This window comes from Neobacillus canaveralius, from assembly GCF_047237705.1.
Lineage (GTDB): Bacteria > Bacillota > Bacilli > Bacillales > Cytobacillaceae > Neobacillus > Neobacillus niacini_K.
In genome coordinates this window covers 235345-251331 of sequence record NZ_JBDFLL010000001.1, presented here as the reverse complement: position 1 = coordinate 251331, position 15987 = coordinate 235345, and the positions used below count along the sequence as shown (strand labels likewise).

At 41.5% G+C, this 15987-nt stretch carries 17 protein-coding genes; 5 read left to right on the top strand and 12 right to left on the bottom strand.

The features are described from left to right. Positions 1–115: 115 nt before the first annotated feature. Both uvsE and ABC255_RS01225 read left to right on the top strand, forming a co-directional pair. On the top strand, positions 116–1072 hold the full coding sequence (gene uvsE / locus ABC255_RS01230; RefSeq protein ID WP_412990988.1) for a UV DNA damage repair endonuclease UvsE: 957 nt from the start codon (positions 116–118) through the stop codon (positions 1070–1072). A gap of 66 nt (positions 1073–1138) precedes the next feature. Then, on the top strand, positions 1139–1267 hold the full coding sequence (locus tag ABC255_RS01225) for a DUF4023 family protein (protein ID WP_082799618.1): 129 nt from the start codon (positions 1139–1141) through the stop codon (positions 1265–1267). Positions 1268–1298: 31 nt separating this feature from the next. Here the strand turns inward: ABC255_RS01225 and ABC255_RS01220 are convergent, their stop codons facing one another. From ABC255_RS01220 to speE, 5 genes are all read right to left on the bottom strand, one after another. Then, positions 1299–1478: an H-type small acid-soluble spore protein gene (locus tag ABC255_RS01220; protein ID WP_335531825.1), complete on the bottom strand. Its 180-nt coding sequence runs from the start codon at positions 1476–1478 to the stop codon at positions 1299–1301. A 176-nt stretch (positions 1479–1654) separates the two neighbouring features. Then, positions 1655–3325, bottom strand: a complete 1671-nt coding sequence (argS, locus tag ABC255_RS01215; protein ID WP_412990987.1) for an arginine--tRNA ligase — start codon at positions 3323–3325, stop codon at positions 1655–1657. Beyond that, positions 3322–3741, bottom strand: coding sequence for a YwiB family protein (locus ABC255_RS01210; protein ID WP_412990986.1), 420 nt, complete (start codon positions 3739–3741; stop codon positions 3322–3324). Before ABC255_RS01210 ends, argS begins: the two co-directional genes overlap by 4 nt. A 154-nt stretch (positions 3742–3895) precedes the next feature. After that, positions 3896–4768 (bottom strand): agmatinase, encoded by an 873-nt coding sequence (speB, locus tag ABC255_RS01205; RefSeq protein WP_412990985.1) that lies wholly within the window; start codon positions 4766–4768, stop codon positions 3896–3898. Positions 4769–5098: 330 nt separating this feature from the next. Continuing rightward, on the bottom strand, positions 5099–5926 hold the full coding sequence (speE, locus tag ABC255_RS01200) for a spermidine synthase (RefSeq protein WP_412990984.1): 828 nt from the start codon (positions 5924–5926) through the stop codon (positions 5099–5101). 348 nt (positions 5927–6274) lie between these two features. Between speE and ABC255_RS01195 the strand changes: the two genes are divergently transcribed. Next, entirely contained in the window at positions 6275–8344 is a 2070-nt protein-coding gene (locus ABC255_RS01195) for a transglycosylase domain-containing protein (protein ID WP_412990983.1), read from the top strand. Positions 8345–8587: 243 nt separating this feature from the next. On the opposite strand, the gene ABC255_RS01190 is transcribed toward ABC255_RS01195, so the two are convergent. Both ABC255_RS01190 and ABC255_RS01185 read right to left on the bottom strand, forming a co-directional pair. Continuing rightward, the gene (locus ABC255_RS01190; protein ID WP_412990982.1) at positions 8588–9100 is read right to left on the bottom strand and encodes a YwhD family protein; all 513 of its coding nucleotides are present in this window, start codon (positions 9098–9100) and stop codon (positions 8588–8590) included. Between the two features lie 21 nt (positions 9101–9121). Continuing rightward, a complete protein-coding gene (locus ABC255_RS01185; protein WP_335528481.1) occupies positions 9122–9775 on the bottom strand; it encodes a site-2 protease family protein in 654 nt (217 codons plus the stop codon). A gap of 295 nt (positions 9776–10070) precedes the next feature. Here ABC255_RS01185 and ABC255_RS01180 point away from each other — a divergent pair, with 295 nt between their 5' ends. Beyond that, positions 10071–10256: a 2-hydroxymuconate tautomerase gene (locus ABC255_RS01180; RefSeq protein WP_412990981.1), complete on the top strand. Its 186-nt coding sequence runs from the start codon at positions 10071–10073 to the stop codon at positions 10254–10256. A gap of 52 nt (positions 10257–10308) precedes the next feature. Here ABC255_RS01180 and ABC255_RS01175 read toward each other — a convergent pair whose 3' ends face one another. The 3 genes from ABC255_RS01175 to ABC255_RS01165 form a co-directional block, all read right to left on the bottom strand. Beyond that, positions 10309–10818, bottom strand: a complete 510-nt coding sequence (locus tag ABC255_RS01175; protein WP_412990980.1) for a YwgA family protein — start codon at positions 10816–10818, stop codon at positions 10309–10311. A 24-nt stretch (positions 10819–10842) separates the two neighbouring features. Next, on the bottom strand, positions 10843–12141 hold the full coding sequence (locus ABC255_RS01170; RefSeq protein ID WP_412990979.1) for an HD domain-containing protein: 1299 nt from the start codon (positions 12139–12141) through the stop codon (positions 10843–10845). Between the two features lie 121 nt (positions 12142–12262). Continuing rightward, positions 12263–12484: a YuzB family protein gene (locus ABC255_RS01165; protein ID WP_335528476.1), complete on the bottom strand. Its 222-nt coding sequence runs from the start codon at positions 12482–12484 to the stop codon at positions 12263–12265. A gap of 449 nt (positions 12485–12933) precedes the next feature. Here ABC255_RS01165 and ABC255_RS01160 point away from each other — a divergent pair, with 449 nt between their 5' ends. Then, positions 12934–13692 carry an RsfA family transcriptional regulator gene (locus tag ABC255_RS01160; RefSeq protein WP_412990978.1) on the top strand — a complete coding sequence of 253 codons (759 nt, stop codon included), beginning with the start codon at positions 12934–12936 and terminating at the stop codon, positions 13690–13692. 67 nt (positions 13693–13759) lie between these two features. On the opposite strand, the gene lipL is transcribed toward ABC255_RS01160, so the two are convergent. Both lipL and pta read right to left on the bottom strand, forming a co-directional pair. Further along, a complete protein-coding gene (gene lipL, locus ABC255_RS01155; RefSeq protein ID WP_412990977.1) occupies positions 13760–14581 on the bottom strand; it encodes an octanoyl-[GcvH]:protein N-octanoyltransferase in 822 nt (273 codons plus the stop codon). A gap of 222 nt (positions 14582–14803) precedes the next feature. Continuing rightward, the gene (gene pta, locus ABC255_RS01150; RefSeq protein ID WP_412990976.1) at positions 14804–15778 is read right to left on the bottom strand and encodes a phosphate acetyltransferase; all 975 of its coding nucleotides are present in this window, start codon (positions 15776–15778) and stop codon (positions 14804–14806) included. Between the last annotated feature and the right edge of the window lie 209 nt (positions 15779–15987).

Genomic DNA, 15987 nt, shown 5'->3' with positions numbered 1-15987 from the left:
CTTTTCTTACTTCATTTATTCTATTGCCTGCGGTAACTTAGTACACTCATTAAACTTTATTCCAAAAATTAACAAAGGTTAAGAAAAGAGCCTTTTATAGTAAGGAGTTAGTGCGATGAAGATTCGTTTCGGCTATGTTTCAACAGCGATTACCTTGTGGGATGCTTCTCCATCGAAGACACTTACGTTCACTCGTTACCAGCAATTATCTGAAAAAGAGCGTAAAGATAAATTACTTGAGCTCACAAGGCTTAATTTAGCCCACACACTCCGAATGTTCTATTTCAATCTCGCCCATGAAATTGAATTGTACCGGCTTTCGAGTTCGATTGTTCCGTTAGCTACCCATCCAGATGTGTTATGGGATTTTGTTACACCCTTTAAGAAGCAGTGGAAGGAAATTGGACAGCTGATCAAAAAGAATCATCTGCGCGTTAGCTTTCATCCTAATCAATACACCTTATTTACCTCTCCACAGCAAAAAATTACCGATAATGCTATTATCGATCTGGAATATCATTATCGAATGTTTGAAGCCATGGGTGTAGAGGATAGAGGCATGATGAATATCCATATCGGCGGGGCCTATGGGGATAAGGTGGAAACAATTGTCCGTTTTCATGAGAATTTAAAAAGGCTTCCGGCGCATATTAAACGTGCGATGACCCTGGAGAATGATGACAAAACTTACAATACAGAGGAGACCTTGATTGCCTGCGAAAAAGAGACCATCCCCTTTGTGTTTGACTATCATCATCACATGGCCAACCTTTGCGAAACACCGCTATTGGATTTGCTGCCGCGTATTTTTAAAACATGGGATCAAGTAGATCTTTTACCCAAAATCCATATTTCTTCCCCAAAGGGTGAAAAAGAATTCCGGTCACATGCTGATTTTGTTGATCTCGAATTTATTATGCCGTTTTTAAAAATGCTAAAAGAAATCGGACAAGATGTCGACTTCATGATTGAGGCGAAAGCAAAGGATCAGGCCACATTGAAATTGGTCGAGGATATTAGTAAGGTTCGCGGCTTTAAGCGAATCAGTGGTGCCACCATTGAGGTGAAATAACTCCCAGCATTTTTACATGAGGAAATGGTTAAAGTAACAACAGATTCACACAAGGAGGGATTGTCGATGGAAAGCACCAGTCAATTCGTACAAAAATTAGCAGAGAATGAAAAGAAGCAGAAAAAAAATCAGAAGCATGGCAACAACGACCCAGAAAGCAAATTACCAAACCACAAGCACTCACAAGGTGTCTAAAAAAAAGAGTCTCCCTTCGCAGGAGACTCTTTTACTCTTCAATTAGATTCAAGACAGGAACTTCCAGTTCATTTTCAGGATCAGACTTCGAATAAACACGCGCCATCTTCGTATTGTCATCCACATGCTGAATAATCACAGGCGTTCCCTCATACGTAACATTAATCATATCCATCGAATCAGCAATTTCCTTCGCTCTTCCCACATTCATCAGGGCCACTCCTCATCATAAAATTACCTTCATAATATTTACCAAAAAACGGATAAATATTCAGTGATGAATAATTGGTGCCTGTCACCGCCCGTGGACACTTTCCACCCCAGATGGACACTCTTTACACGGGCTAGATACTAAAAATGGCCCCCTAAAAGGGAGCCAAACTATCTTTACATTTTTTCAGGTGCTGATACACCGATCAATGCGAGGGCATTGCGCAGTGTGATTTGAACGGTTTTGATTAACGCGAGGCGCGCCTTAGTCCGCTCCGGCTGCTCGCTGTCGAGCACTTTTTCCGCATTGTAAAAGCTGTGGAAGGTTGATGCTAATTCCATGATATAGTTTGTGACGCGGTGCGGTACGCGCTTCAATGCCGCCTCGCCTACAGCCTGCGGGAACTCTCCAAGCTTTTTCAATAACTCGATTTCCTTTTCTGCACCGATTAAGGAGAAATCAGCATTTTTATCGGCTTTAATCCCCTGCTCTTCTCCTGAGCGCAGGATGCTGCAAATCCTTGCGTGCGCATATTGCGCATAATACACAGGATTTTCATTTGATTCTGATACCGCTAAGTCCAGATCAAAGTCCATATGTGTATCAGAACTTCTCATCGCAAAGAAGTAACGAGTCGCATCGAGGCCTACCTCATCGACCAAATCACGCATCGTCACGGCCTTACCGGTACGCTTGCTCATCTTCATCTTCTCACCGTTTTTATAAAGGTGTACAAGCTGAATGATTTCCACCTCGAGGGCATCTGCAGCATAGCCAAGTGACTGAATCGCCGCCTTCATCCGTGGAATATAACCGTGGTGGTCCGCACCCCAAATATTAATCAGCTTTTCAAAGCCGCGGTCAAGCTTGTCCTTATGATAAGCGATATCCGGCGTCAAATACGTATACGAACCATCCTGTTTGATCAACACGCGGTTCTTATCATCACCGAAATCCATTGAACGCAGCCATGTCGCACCCTCTTCATCATAAATATAGCCGGTTTCACGAAGCACTTTTAATGCCTCATCGATTTTTCCATTTTTATAAAGAGACGTTTCTGAGTACCAAACATCAAACTTAACCCGGAAATCTTCAAGGTCCTTTTGCAATTTCGCCATTTCATATTTCAAGCCGTATTCACGGAAAAAGTCAAAACGCTCCTGCTCATCCACCTTCACAAACTTATCGCCAAACTCTTCGGCAAGCGTCTTCCCAATCCCAATGATATCTGCACCATGGTAGCCATCCTCAGGCATTGGCTTGTCTTGACCAAGGGCCTGGAAATAACGTGCCTCTACAGACAACGCAAGATTATTAATCTGATTACCGGCGTCATTAATATAATACTCACGAGAAACATCATAGCCTGCTTTTGCTAAAATATTGCAAAGCGAGTCACCGACAGCAGCACCACGAGCATGACCAAGGTGCAAATCGCCCGTTGGGTTCGCTGAAACAAACTCGACTTGAACCTTCTGTTTACCGCCAACTGTTGTTTCTCCGTACTTTTCCCCTGCATCCAGAACCGTCGGAATCAAATCTGTTAAGTAGGCATTATTCATATAAAAATTAATGAACCCTGGACCCGCTAATTCAATTTTTTCAATTGAAGCCTTTGAGCGGTCGAAATTTTCGATAAGTGCTTCTGCAATCATCCGTGGTGCCTTCTTGGCAACACGTGCAAGCTGCATCGCCATGTTGGTTGAATAATCACCGTGGCTCTTCTCCTTTGGAATCTCGAGAATTACATCAGGAATCTGCTCTTCCGTAGCAAGACTCGCCTTCACAACCGCAGCTCGGATTTCCTCTTTTAATCGACTTTGAACCTGTTCAACTATGTTCATTTTTTCTCCTCCTGAAACGCTATTTCTAACTCATATGTACTTGCCTGCGCACCCTCCATCGAAAAATCATAAACAACACCGAAGTGGCCTTTACCATTTTCATAGGAGTAATCTATTCTTTTTGCTTTTGTCACGGTAGCAAACTGTCCAAACGGCATTTCATAACTGCCATTTAACTTACGATTCAATTCAAACGGCAGGCGCATTTTAATGGCACCGCCACGTAAAATAAGGGCATTATTCTGTGCCATCTTCACAATTGTCCGGACACTTCCCTCTTCCACCGCTTCCTCATAACGAAGATAGGCAGAATTTCCTTTTTCAAAGTATGTACCAAATACCATCAATTCAAAAGTCTCATCGTGATCAATTGTGGTTTTCACGTTAATTTTTACAGGTACCTCAGGGATTGACAATGAAACGCACACCCTTTTTTAAAAATGAACCTTATCTAGATTCATGGAATTTTCCTAGTTAGCCGACATATGGCACTTTTTCTATTATAACCATATAAAAGCCACAATTCAAAACATGCCTGCCCCTCGATTGGGACAGGCACGAAGAAAATTTTTATTTCACCCAGCCAAGAAGCATTTCACGAATCAATTTGCTTGCTGTGTTTGCAGTTTGCTCAGATGGGTCGTAAATTGGAGCAACCTCAACAAGGTCACAGCCGACTACGTTCACACCAGAGCTGGCAATTTCATGAATAGATGCAAGCAGCTCACGAGAAGTAATTCCGCCGGCGTCAACCGTACCAGTACCTGGTGCATGTGCTGGGTCCAAAACATCGATATCAATTGTTACATAAACAGGACGACCGGCAAGATCCGGAAGGACCTCTTTTAACGGCTGATGAACTTCAAATTTTGAAATATGCATTCCGTTTTCTTTCGCCCATTGGAATTCTTCCTTCATCCCTGAGCGGATTCCAAAGGAATAAACGTTTTTCGGTCCGATATGTTCCGCAATTTTTCGGATCGGAGTAGAGTGGGATAATGGTTCGCCTTCATAGTCTTCCCTTAGGTCTGTATGAGCGTCCATATGAATAATAGCTAAATCAGGGTACTTCTTATAAACCGCCTTCATGACCGGCCAAGACACCAAGTGCTCGCCACCCATACCAAATGGAAACTTTCCAGCAGCTAGAACTTGATCCACGAAATCCTCAATTAAATCCAAGCTCTTTTGCGCATTTCCAAAAGGAAGCGGAATATCGCCAGCGTCAAAATATTTCACATCTTCTAGTTCACGATCAAGGTACGCGCTGTACTCTTCCAGACCAATCGATACCTCACGAATACGGGCCGGGCCAAAGCGCGATCCCGGACGATAGCTGACAGTCCAGTCCATCGGCATCCCATAAAGTACAACCCGACTCTCTTCAAAACTCGGATGACTCTTAATAAACACATTACCAGAATAACTCTCATCAAAACGCATGTTACTTCCCTCACTTCTATGTATTAAACAATCTAGATTTAGACTGGATTGGATCACTCTGAAGCCTTGCTAAGTGACCATGAATCCTTTTTTGCATGGATTTCGGTCACTATAGGGTCCCTATAGTGACCGTAAGTCCACTTTCAATTCCTTTTCGGTAACTATAAACCTTCTATAGTTACCGTAAACCCTCTTTTATTTCCTTTTCGGTCACTATAAACCATTTATAACGACCGTAATCAAGATTTCAACATCTCCTCGGTCACTAACTGTCCACCTGAGGTGGAAAGTGTCCACGGGCGGTGACAGGCACCGAAAAAGGCACCAAAATTACTTCAATAAATCCCCAACAAACTTAGGTAACACAAATGCTGCTTTGTGCAGTTCTTTGGTGTAGTATTTGGTTTCGATTTCATGGAAGCGGTCTTCGCTTACCTCCAGTGGATCATGCTTTTTAGATCCGATGGTGAATGCCCATAGTCCGCTTGGATATGTTGGGATGTTCGCTACGTACAAACGGGTAATCGAGAAGATTTCCCTAACGTCGCGTTGTACGCTTCGAATAAGATCTGCCTTAAACCAAGGGTTATCGGACTGTGCTACAAAAATACCATCTTCTTTTAACGCCTTAGAAATCCCAGCATAGAATCCTTTTGTAAATAGATTTACCGCAGGTCCTACTGGCTCAGTTGAGTCAACCATAATCACGTCATACTCATTTTCACTTTTTGCAATATGCATGAAGCCGTCATCGACCCGGACATCGACGCGAGGGTCATCCAGCATACCAGCGATTTCTGGTAAAAACTTTTTAGAATACTCGATTACCTTTCCATCAATGTCAACAAGCGTAGCTTTCTTCACACTTGGGTGCTTTAAAACTTCGCGAATAACGCCGCCATCGCCGCCGCCGACAACTAATACGTTCTCTGGGTTTGGATGTGTGAACAAAGGTACATGTGCCACCATTTCATGATAAACGAACTCATCTTTAACAGAAGTCATAACCATGTCATCTAATAGAAGCATATTGCCCCATTCTTCTGTTTCCACCATATCAAGCTTTTGAAATTCAGTTTGTTCGGTATGTAAAGTTTTATTTATTTTCATGGTGATGCCAAAGTTTTCAGTTTGCTTTTCTGTAAACCAAATTGCCATGTTCAACATCCTTCCAGGTTTTTAAGAATAGATAACTGTCTAGCTACAGGCGCCATCGGCTCGGGGGAAAAAGAAAACCCACTTTTTCCTCGGTCATAAGCCAATCCATCAGAAAGGTTAAAGAGCAATCTTCCCGCCGGCTCGTCTTATGCCTGTCGCCGATAAGCAGGCGCCTTCCGCTTTTCTTTTTATAGTACCCAAACTATTGAATTACAATCACAAAGAAAAGTCTAGCATATTCTATCAAATTTTCTAGAAATATTTTCTTTTTGCTAGTTTAAAAACAGTCTCTTCTTTCAATACTGTAACTATGGGTATTTTTACAAATTGGTGAAGGAGGGTATTGCTGTGGAAGTTATGACGAATCATGGATTTCGAAAAACAATAAAGTACTTGCGTGCGTTTATTATCATTAGTTTGATAGGCTTTGGCTGTATGATGATTGTTTTTCTTGGGATTCTTGGTTATGCCAAAATTCTTGGCGCACCGCCGTTAGCTGTCCCGCAATCTACTCTGTTCTTTGCCAGTGATGGGACGTTAATTGGTGAGAGCAATAGCGGTCAAAAGCGATACTGGGTTCCCCTAGAGGAAATCTCACCTGATTTAATCAATGCGACTGTCTCCATTGAAGATAAAAACTTTTATGAACATAGTGGCTTCGACTATAAACGAATTGTTGGCGCCATCCTTGCCGATGTAAAAGCAGGGGCGAAGGTTCAAGGCGCAAGTACGATCACCCAGCAATACGCACGAAATCTCTTCCTTGAGCACGACAAAACATGGTCACGGAAATTACATGAAGCTTTTTATGCGATCCGGATTGAAATGAATTATTCGAAAGAAGAAATCCTCGAAGGCTATTTAAACACCATTTATTATGGTAATGGTGCCTATGGCGTACAAGCGGCCAGCAAATATTATTATGGAAAAAATGCTTCTGAGCTATCCCTGGCTGAAAGCGCGATGTTAGCCGGTGTTCCTAAAGGTCCAAGTTACTATTCACCACTGGAATCATTAGAAAATGCTACAAAGCGCCAAGCGATTATTTTAAACGCAATGGCAGAAAACGGCTATATAAAAAAAGAAACAGCCCAAAAGGCTAAGGGAGCTCCACTTACATTTGTGGGTGAACATCCCCATAAGCGGGTGGAGGCAGCACCTTATTTTCAAGATGCTGTAAAAAATGCCTTAAAAAATCAACTCAAACTAGACGACCGCACAATTGCTCTTGGCGGTTTAAAAGTCTATACAACACTCGATCTAAAACAGCAGCAAGAGGCTGAAAAACAAATTCAAGAAACCATTGCAAGTGAATCTGAAATCCAAGTTGGTTTCATCGCTATGGACCCGAAAAACGGTTATGTAAAAGCGATGGTCGGCGGCCGCAATTATGAACAAAGTCCGTTTAATCGAGCCGTTCAAGCAGTTAGACAACCAGGCTCAACGATAAAGCCAATTTTGTATTATGGTGCGCTTAGTCAAGGCTTTACGCCATCGTCTACGATGCGAAGCGAACTAACCACCTTTAAATTGGATGATGGCCAAACAGAATACTCGCCGCATAACTTTAATAACAAGTATGCCGATGGAGAGATAACACTTGCTCAGGCCCTTGCCGTGTCTGATAACATTTATGCTGTCAAAACTCACCTTTTTATGGGCGCTGAAACACTTATTAATAATGTTAAAAAGTTTGGTATCTCAACAAAAATGGATAAAGTTCCTTCGCTAGCTCTTGGTACCTCAGGCGTTCGGGTCATTGACATGGCAAATGCCTACAGTCTATTTGCCAACGGCGGTAAAAAAGTAACACCTACACTGATTACAAGAGTTGAAGATTATAATGGGGATGTTATTTTTGAAAGTAACTATGAACCCGAAAAGGTACTGGATCCTGCTAAAGCCTTCGTCATGACACATATGATGACAGGAATGTTCGATAAAAAGCTAAACGGATATGCGAAAGTAACGGGTAACTCCCTGATTGATGAGATCACACGGCCATACGCTGGTAAATCTGGCTCTACCGAAACAGACAGCTGGATGATTGGTTATACACCGCAGTTGGTTACTGCTGTTTGGGCTGGTCATGATGTGGGGAAGCCGATAACCCTTACCGCTGAAAAAAGCTATGCCAAAAAGATCTGGGTAAACTTTATGGAGGAATCGTTAGAAGGTAAGCCAGTCAAGGCATTTACCCCGCCGAAAGAAGGAGTCGTAGGAGTTTACGTTAATCCTGAAAACGGCAAGCTCGCTTCAAAAGATTGCCCAGTCCGCCGGTTTACCTATTTTGTCGCTGGGACTGAACCGACAGAATACTGTACTGATCATTTAGATCATAAAGAAAATAAATCGAAAGAAAAGAAAGAGGAAATAAAGGATCCTTGGTATAAGAGGATTTTTAATTGGGGTGCTTAATTTAAAAAGCGGAAGCGCCTTGCACAGGGGCGACAGGCATAAGACAAGCTGGCGAGAAGGTTGTTCTTTAACCTTCTTGACAGATTGGCTTATGACCCCGAGCCCCTAGGCGCTGCAGCTGGATTAAATCGGAAAAGCTCCGGAGAATGGTCTCCGGAGCTTTTCTGCGTCCTAGTCTTACAGTGTTTACACACTGCATATATTTTACAACTTTTCGTCAAAAATTGCTATTGTAAAAAATTATTATTCGACAGCTAAGCCTTTTTTCAGCTCTTCTTCTGAATTATTCCACATATCTTGATTGTGATTTTGGAGAAAATCAGACAAGATTTTTTTCGATTTATCATCCATATGGTCGACGATAATATAACGTTTCAATGACTTATCCATTCTGTTTACGTGCTCAGGAAGTGATTTATAGCCTCGGCGAATTTCACGGTCTACCGTCATTTCACATGCCGTAACTCCAGCATAATAGGGACCCTCTTGCTTCCTGTCCACTGTCACCCATACCAGCCAGTATGGTTTCGCGTTGGGAACCTCTTCCTTGGTCTTAAGGAATTTAATTCCCTTTTCAACCACGCTGCGCGCGTGCATCGCTCCAACATCAATGACCGCGTCACCGGCTTCGACATCAATAATGACTGGAGAAACATTATCCAGGCTTAACGCTCCCTTGCCAAAGCCCTTATGTCCATCAGTCGGATCAGGTTTAATAATATTAAAGCCAATTGGTTTTTTCTTATTTTCTTCCATTAAGACTCGAAACCTCCTAGATTAAAAAAACAAATTATAAAAGAAATTATTTAAGCCTTCCCAAATTCCAGGGATAATGAATTGGAAAATCGGCTGTATGGTATAACGGTCAAGAGGAGTAATGACCAAAATCAGAAAGATCAATACGCCGTACTGTTCAAATTGAGTCATTTTCGCTCTAATATGGTTTGGAGCTAAATCCTCCACAATCCGATAGCCATCCAAAGGCGGGAACGGCAATAAATTAAACACAAACAGCACGAGATTGAGCCAGTTAAAGATCTCAAAAAATTCGAAAATACCTGGAAGATTTACAGCTAATTGTGTCCGGGCTAATCCGAATGCGAGAAAAAAACCAAGTGCAGCTAGAACAAGATTACTAAGAGGACCGGCTACAGAAACTAATATACCTGCAAGGCGCGGCTTTTTAAAGAAAAAACGATTAACTGGCACCGGACGAGCCCAGCCGAATCCAGCAATAAAAATTAGGATCGTACCAAATGGATCGAGGTGCTTCAGTGGATTTAACGTCAATCGTCCCTGTTTTTGAGCCGTATGGTCTCCAAATTTATAGGCCACATACGCGTGTGCAAATTCATGAAACGTGAACGCAATCATGAGCGTAATCGCGACATAGGGAATTTCCCTTAATGAATAAGCAAGAAATCCTTCCAAATTAGTTTCCCCATTTCTCCTCTTTTTTCCTATAAGTATACCTTAAACTGGATATAAAATGAAAATGTTTGCTAAACTATCCTTGTAGTTAGGAATAGGCTGTGCTAACTAGTCTGTTGATTTGCACTCCAGGCGCGAGCGGTTCGCGGGCGGTTCGGGGAGCCTCCTCGGCGCTGAAGCGCCTGTGGGGTCTCCCCTGTTCCGTACTCCCGCAGGAGTCTCGCGCCTTCCGCACAAATCAACAGTGTTCACAAACAACATTTTCCCTTGCACAGCCATAAAGGAGGAATACATCATGCCATATGTTACTGTAAAAATGCTTCCAGGACGTACAGATGATCAAAAAAGAGCGCTTGTTGAAAAAGTGACTTCTGCTGTTACTGAAACAACTGGAGCTCCAAAAGAAGCCGTTGTTGTTTTTATTGAAGAAATGCAGAAAGAACATTACGGCGTTGCCGGCGTTAGAGCTAGCGACAAGTAATCAAAAAGCGTCCCTGTCTTTGAAGGCAACTTCAAAAACACGGACGCTTTTTCTATTCGAGCTTAGCTTTTCCTTTTAATGCCTCAATATAGGCATAGGCTTGGTCAATTTCTTCTTCTGTATAGCGCTGGCTGCTTTTTAACGTAAATACTTTGTCAGTTACTTCTTCTTTCGATAGATTATCAAAATATAAAACCGTCGAAACTAGCTCGAGGAATCTAGCATTCTGATCGTTCATATCTTCAAGGCAATCTTGTAAAAAAGGCATCTCGACTTCATTTAAGCTCAAAAACTCTTTTCCTGTGTCTGTCAGGGTATAGCGATATTGAAAATAACCGCCTTTTTTCTCCTTGATTTCATTGAGAAATCCCATATTACAAAGCTCTTCGACTCTTAGTGTTAGCTCCTCAGAATATGGACCGTAAAAATGAAACTGAAACCGCTCATGGAACGGAAAGCTCACTTTTTTTGCAATATATATCATCTTCTGCAGCTTTTTTCTCCCGATGATTTCTCCGGATACTAAAACAGCCTGCATCAGCTTGGCATGATCTTTTAACAACGTTCGTCATCTCCTACTCCAGGGTTATATCTCTAATAGGGTACGTATTTGTTTTTTTATTTCTTTTTCCGAAGACTCGTCCTCTAAGAAATCACCAGGGTAATAAAGTTTATGGTCCGTTCTCCTCTTACCAGAGATTGCGTCCACAATCTCAGACTCCCGGGAAAGTTCCTTTAATTCCCCATTTTTCATTAACAGATGAATCGGCAGACGTTCCTCTTCTTCACCTGGGCGATAAAAATCGTATGGTAAGTCAGATGAAGAATCGACAACTAAATAATATTCCGGGTCAATTCCTGCTTTTTCAAATAGACGGGTCAGTTCAGCGAGCTTCTTATACTCCTTTGCAGGATCAAACTCGGCATATTTAAATAAGTTTCGATTCACAAATCGCCGGCAAAGATCGCTTATAATACCGTCGTCTTCTTCCTGCCAGATTTGAAAATAAAACATAATAATTGATTCATCTAACTTTAGATAGTCTTCTAACGTAACACTATCGGTAAAAAAAGAATAAAAGTGAATCGGATCATTTTTAAAAGAATAATTGTTTTCATAAAGCTGTTTGGCACGATGAAGGATTTTGGTCAAAATAACCTCTGCACTGCGGGATACAGGATGGAAATAGACCTGCCAATACATCTGATAGCGGCTCATAATATAATCTTCAACTGCATGCATACCGCTCTTTTTGATCACCACTTGGTCTTCCTTCGGTCTCATCACACGAAGAATTCGCTCCATATCAAATTGACCATAGCTCACTCCGGTAAAATAAGCATCCCGCTGCAAATAATCCATCCGATCAGCGTCTATTTGGCTGGAAATCAAGCTGACCACTAGTTTTTTCGCAGATGTTTTCGCAACCACTTCAGCAACTTGCTGGGGAAAATCAGGACTAACCTTTTTTAAAACGGCGTTAACCTCTGTATTTCCTAATACGATCTTCTGGGTAAAATCTTCATGGTCAAAATCGAACACTTTTTCAAACGAGTGGGAAAATGGGCCATGCCCCAAATCGTGGAGAAGTGCAGCACAAAGGGTTAGGAGACGATCGTCATCATTCCATTCGGGTCTGCCGTGAAACACATCATCGATGATGCGCCGGACAATTTCATATACTCCGAGAGAATGGTTAAAGCGGCTGTGCTCAGCACCATGAAAGGTTAAAAAGGTGGTTCCGAGCTGTTTGATACGGCGCAGGCGCTGAAACTCTTTTGTTCCGACTAAATCCCAGATGACACGGTCACGTACATGAACGTAGCGGTGAACAGGATCTTTAAACACTTTTTCTTCACTCAGTTTTTCCGCCGAATATACCATCGCTTTCCCTCTTCCTCTAAACTTTCTTCTATTATATCCCAAATTCCAGCAATTTCCCGCAGGATTTTTCGACAAAGGGATGAAAAGAAAAATCACCTAGGCTCGTGAAGATCATAGGTGATTATTTTAGCTTTTTATTAACCTTTTCCATTAATTCCTCTTCCGTTAGTGCCGCAACCGGACGGTTATTGACAAAGGCGAATGTTTTCTTCCGGCCGGGTCCACAATAAGATTGGCAGCCAATTGTAACGATGGCCTCGGGATCCAATTCTTTCAAACGAGGGATTAATGTCTTTAGATTCACGGCCTGACAATCATCACACACGCGGAATTCATTTGACATTACTTCCACCCTTTCTTATCTATTATTACACTATTTTAGCCAATTTAATTACGGTTTAACTCCTTAGATATATTACAATTTCTTTCAATTCATTGCAAGTTACTTTTCTTTAGCAAAGGCTCTTTTCTCATATGTGTTCCTATTGGAAGTAAGTAAGATTGATGGAGCATATTTTTATTGGAAAAAGCCTTAATTCTTTGAGAAAAGAGCCTGCAAACTAAGTTCGAATGCTCAAAATAGCTTATTTCGCGTTAAAATCGGCTTTAAGATTTTAACAGCTATGTTTAAGATACAGCCCTACCAATCGTTCTAACTCTTTCAGTTAAAAAAACTATTATCCTTGCAGACATTTTGGTATAAAGCTTGAAAAACTTGTCCAAGATAAGACTAGAACTTTTAAAAACTCATCTTGGGTTTATCGTAATTATTATTTAGGGAGTTGAAAAGATATGAAAGTACGGCAAGATGCATGGACAGATGAAAATGATCTTTTGTTAGCTGAAACCGTCCTTCGCCATGTACGTGAAGGCAGTACCCAGCTGAACGCTTTTGAAGAGGTAGGCGACAAGTTAAATCGGACTTCTGCAGCCTGTGGCTTCAGATGGAATGCGGTTGTACGCCATCGCTATGAAAAAGCATTGCAATTAGCAAAGAAACAGCGTAAACAAAGACAAAGAGTGTTAGGGAAAGACCAGGGAGGAAAGAAAAAGTTACTCTACAATCCTCCAGTACCGGCTGCTGATAACTATGAAACACTATCAACACCAGTGGAAGTGCCTATGGAAACTTCCTATGAAATGCCAGATTTAACAGCGGAAGTTGCAGCTGAAACGTTTGTTATGCCTGAAACCTATGTAAAGCCAACTGTTCAAACTTTTAGACCATCAGCACCTGCAACAGGATTATCACTTGATAGCGTAATTGATTACTTACAAAACTTTAATCATGCGAATCTGCAAAATGAAGCATTAAAAAGTGAGAATGAAAGATTGAAGCGCGAAATCGCAGAATTACGCAAGCAAAATGAAGAAATGACTGCAAAAATTGAAGGTCTCGAGCAAAATACCGAAACCATCCAAGAAGATTACGAGACACTCATGAAAATTATGAACCGCGCTCGTAAGCTTGTATTATTCGAAGAAGAAGAAAGACCAGCGACAAAATTCAAAATGGACCGTAACGGGAATTTAGAGAAGGTCGCTGAGTAAAAGAATTTTGGGAGACGACAATATCCTCTTAAAAGAGGCCGTAAATCCAGTTTGGGTTTACGGCTTTTTATATTTTTTCATTACGATCAATAATTCTTTGATAGTAGCCCGGAAGGAGTTCTAGTTCCAGCCCAGTTAATGACCCTGCGTACAGATTATCGCTATTCTTTTTTAACTGGTTTAACAGGCGCAGCATGACGTCAGAAATTGTTAACGGAGTTTCCAATAATTCAGAAAGAGAAGCCATCACTTTCGGTACAATCTCCGGATACGTGAATTTTGTGTGCTGTTCGTTTTTCGCAATCTCATAAAATTTCTTAATTAACTGTGCACGCTCACTGCCGCTGCCATTGACACATAAATAGATTTGAACAGCTACCCCTTTTTTGAGGCGGCGCTGCGAAATGCCGGCAAACTTTTTCCCATCAATACTTAGGTCATAGCTTCCCGGGCAATAGGAGCCGACGATTTCTCTCGCTTCAATATTCTTATTGTAATCAGCAAACATGTTTTGAATGAGCTGCCACATCGTATCGTACCCGCGGTTAATGTCGATCCCTTTTTCCTTTTCAGGTAAAATCAATGAGATATTTAAAACCCCTTCATCGAGCACCACCGCTAAACCGCCGGAGTTCCGGACAATAGTCTGATAGCCCTGCTCCTCGAGAAATTGCCTTCCTTCTTTTAAGAATGGCAGTTTGGTATCTTGTATCCCGAGAACGATGGTATTGTGATGGACCCAGGTTCTAGCTGTTGCTGGAGCCTGCCCAGAACCGACTGTGGCGCAAAGGGTATCGTCTGTGCCGAATGACTGTAATGCTTGAAAATGTCTGCCAGCCGTGGACTGATCGATGATTCTCCATTCTGGCTGATGTAATAAACCTTCCATATTGGTTTTCTCCTCAAAATGAATAATAAGCTTATTTTAGCAAAAAGAATTCTACTAAAACAGTTCAGTTTTTTCCAATTAATGTCTAATTGTACAAAACCTCTATAAAAATGTACAAAAGTCTCTCAAAAGTGTACAAAACAACAAAAAAAGTGTTCAAAACCCAAGAAACCCACCAACAATTTAAAAAGCCAGCCCCCAACCCAGGACTGGCATTAAAAACTATTTTATTCCTTGTGCTGCCGTAATTAACGCTAGCTTATAAACATCTTCTTCATTACAGCCGCGAGATAGGTCGTTTACTGGTTTATTTAATCCTTGAAGGATTGGTCCAACCGCTTCAAATCCACCTAGACGCTGAGCAATTTTATAGCCGATATTTCCTGCTTCAAGACTTGGGAAGATAAACACATTTGCATCCCCTTGAAGTGGTGAATCTGGTGCCTTACTTTTTGCCACAGACGGTACAAATGCAGCATCAAACTGGAATTCTCCATCAATGACTAAAGAAGGTTCACGGCGTTTTGCTTCTTCAACAGCCCCAGAGACTCTTGCTGTTTCAGGCGACTTCGCTGAACCCTTTGTTGAAAAGCTAAGCATTGCAATTCTTGGTTCAATATCAAACATATCAGCAGTCTTTGCACTTTCTACGGCAATTTCCGCTAAATCATTGCTGTCAGGCGCAATATTGATCGCACAATCAGCAAATACGTATTTTTCATCCTCACGAACCATGATGAAAACGCCAGACGTTTTCTTCACGCCTGCTTTTGTTTTAATAATTTGCAATGCAGGGCGAACCGTATCAGCTGTAGAATGTGCCGCACCGCTCACTAAACCGTCTGCTTTATTTAAATATACAAGCATCGTACCGAAATAATTTTCATCTAATAAAATTTTACGTGCATCCTCTTCGGTTGCTTTTCCTTTACGACGTTCAACAAACGCTGCCACTAGCTCGTCCATTGCCGCATAGCTTGCCGGGTCATAAATTTCTGCCGCATCTAATGAAACGCCAAGCTCCTGGGCCTTAGCCTGAACCTGTTCGATATTACCAATCAAAATAGGTGTTAATCGCTTTTCCTCTGCCAGCCTGCTTGCTGCCCTGACAATCCGCTCGTCCAAGCCTTCTGGAAAAACGATTCGCATATCACGACCGGATAATTTTTGTTTTAAACCTTCAAATAAATCAGCCACAATTAAATCCTCCTTAATTAAATCTACCTATTCTAGCATACTTTACCAGTTGAAAAATTCAACTTAGGTGGCGTTTTCATGACAAATGTTTTTTTATTCAAAAAACTTCACACTAATTTACTATTACCCTCTTTTTAAAAAAATATCCAAGGTGGTTTATTCAAGCGTGACTTGGTCAAACTATGTTATAGTAAAGATTGTAAATAAGA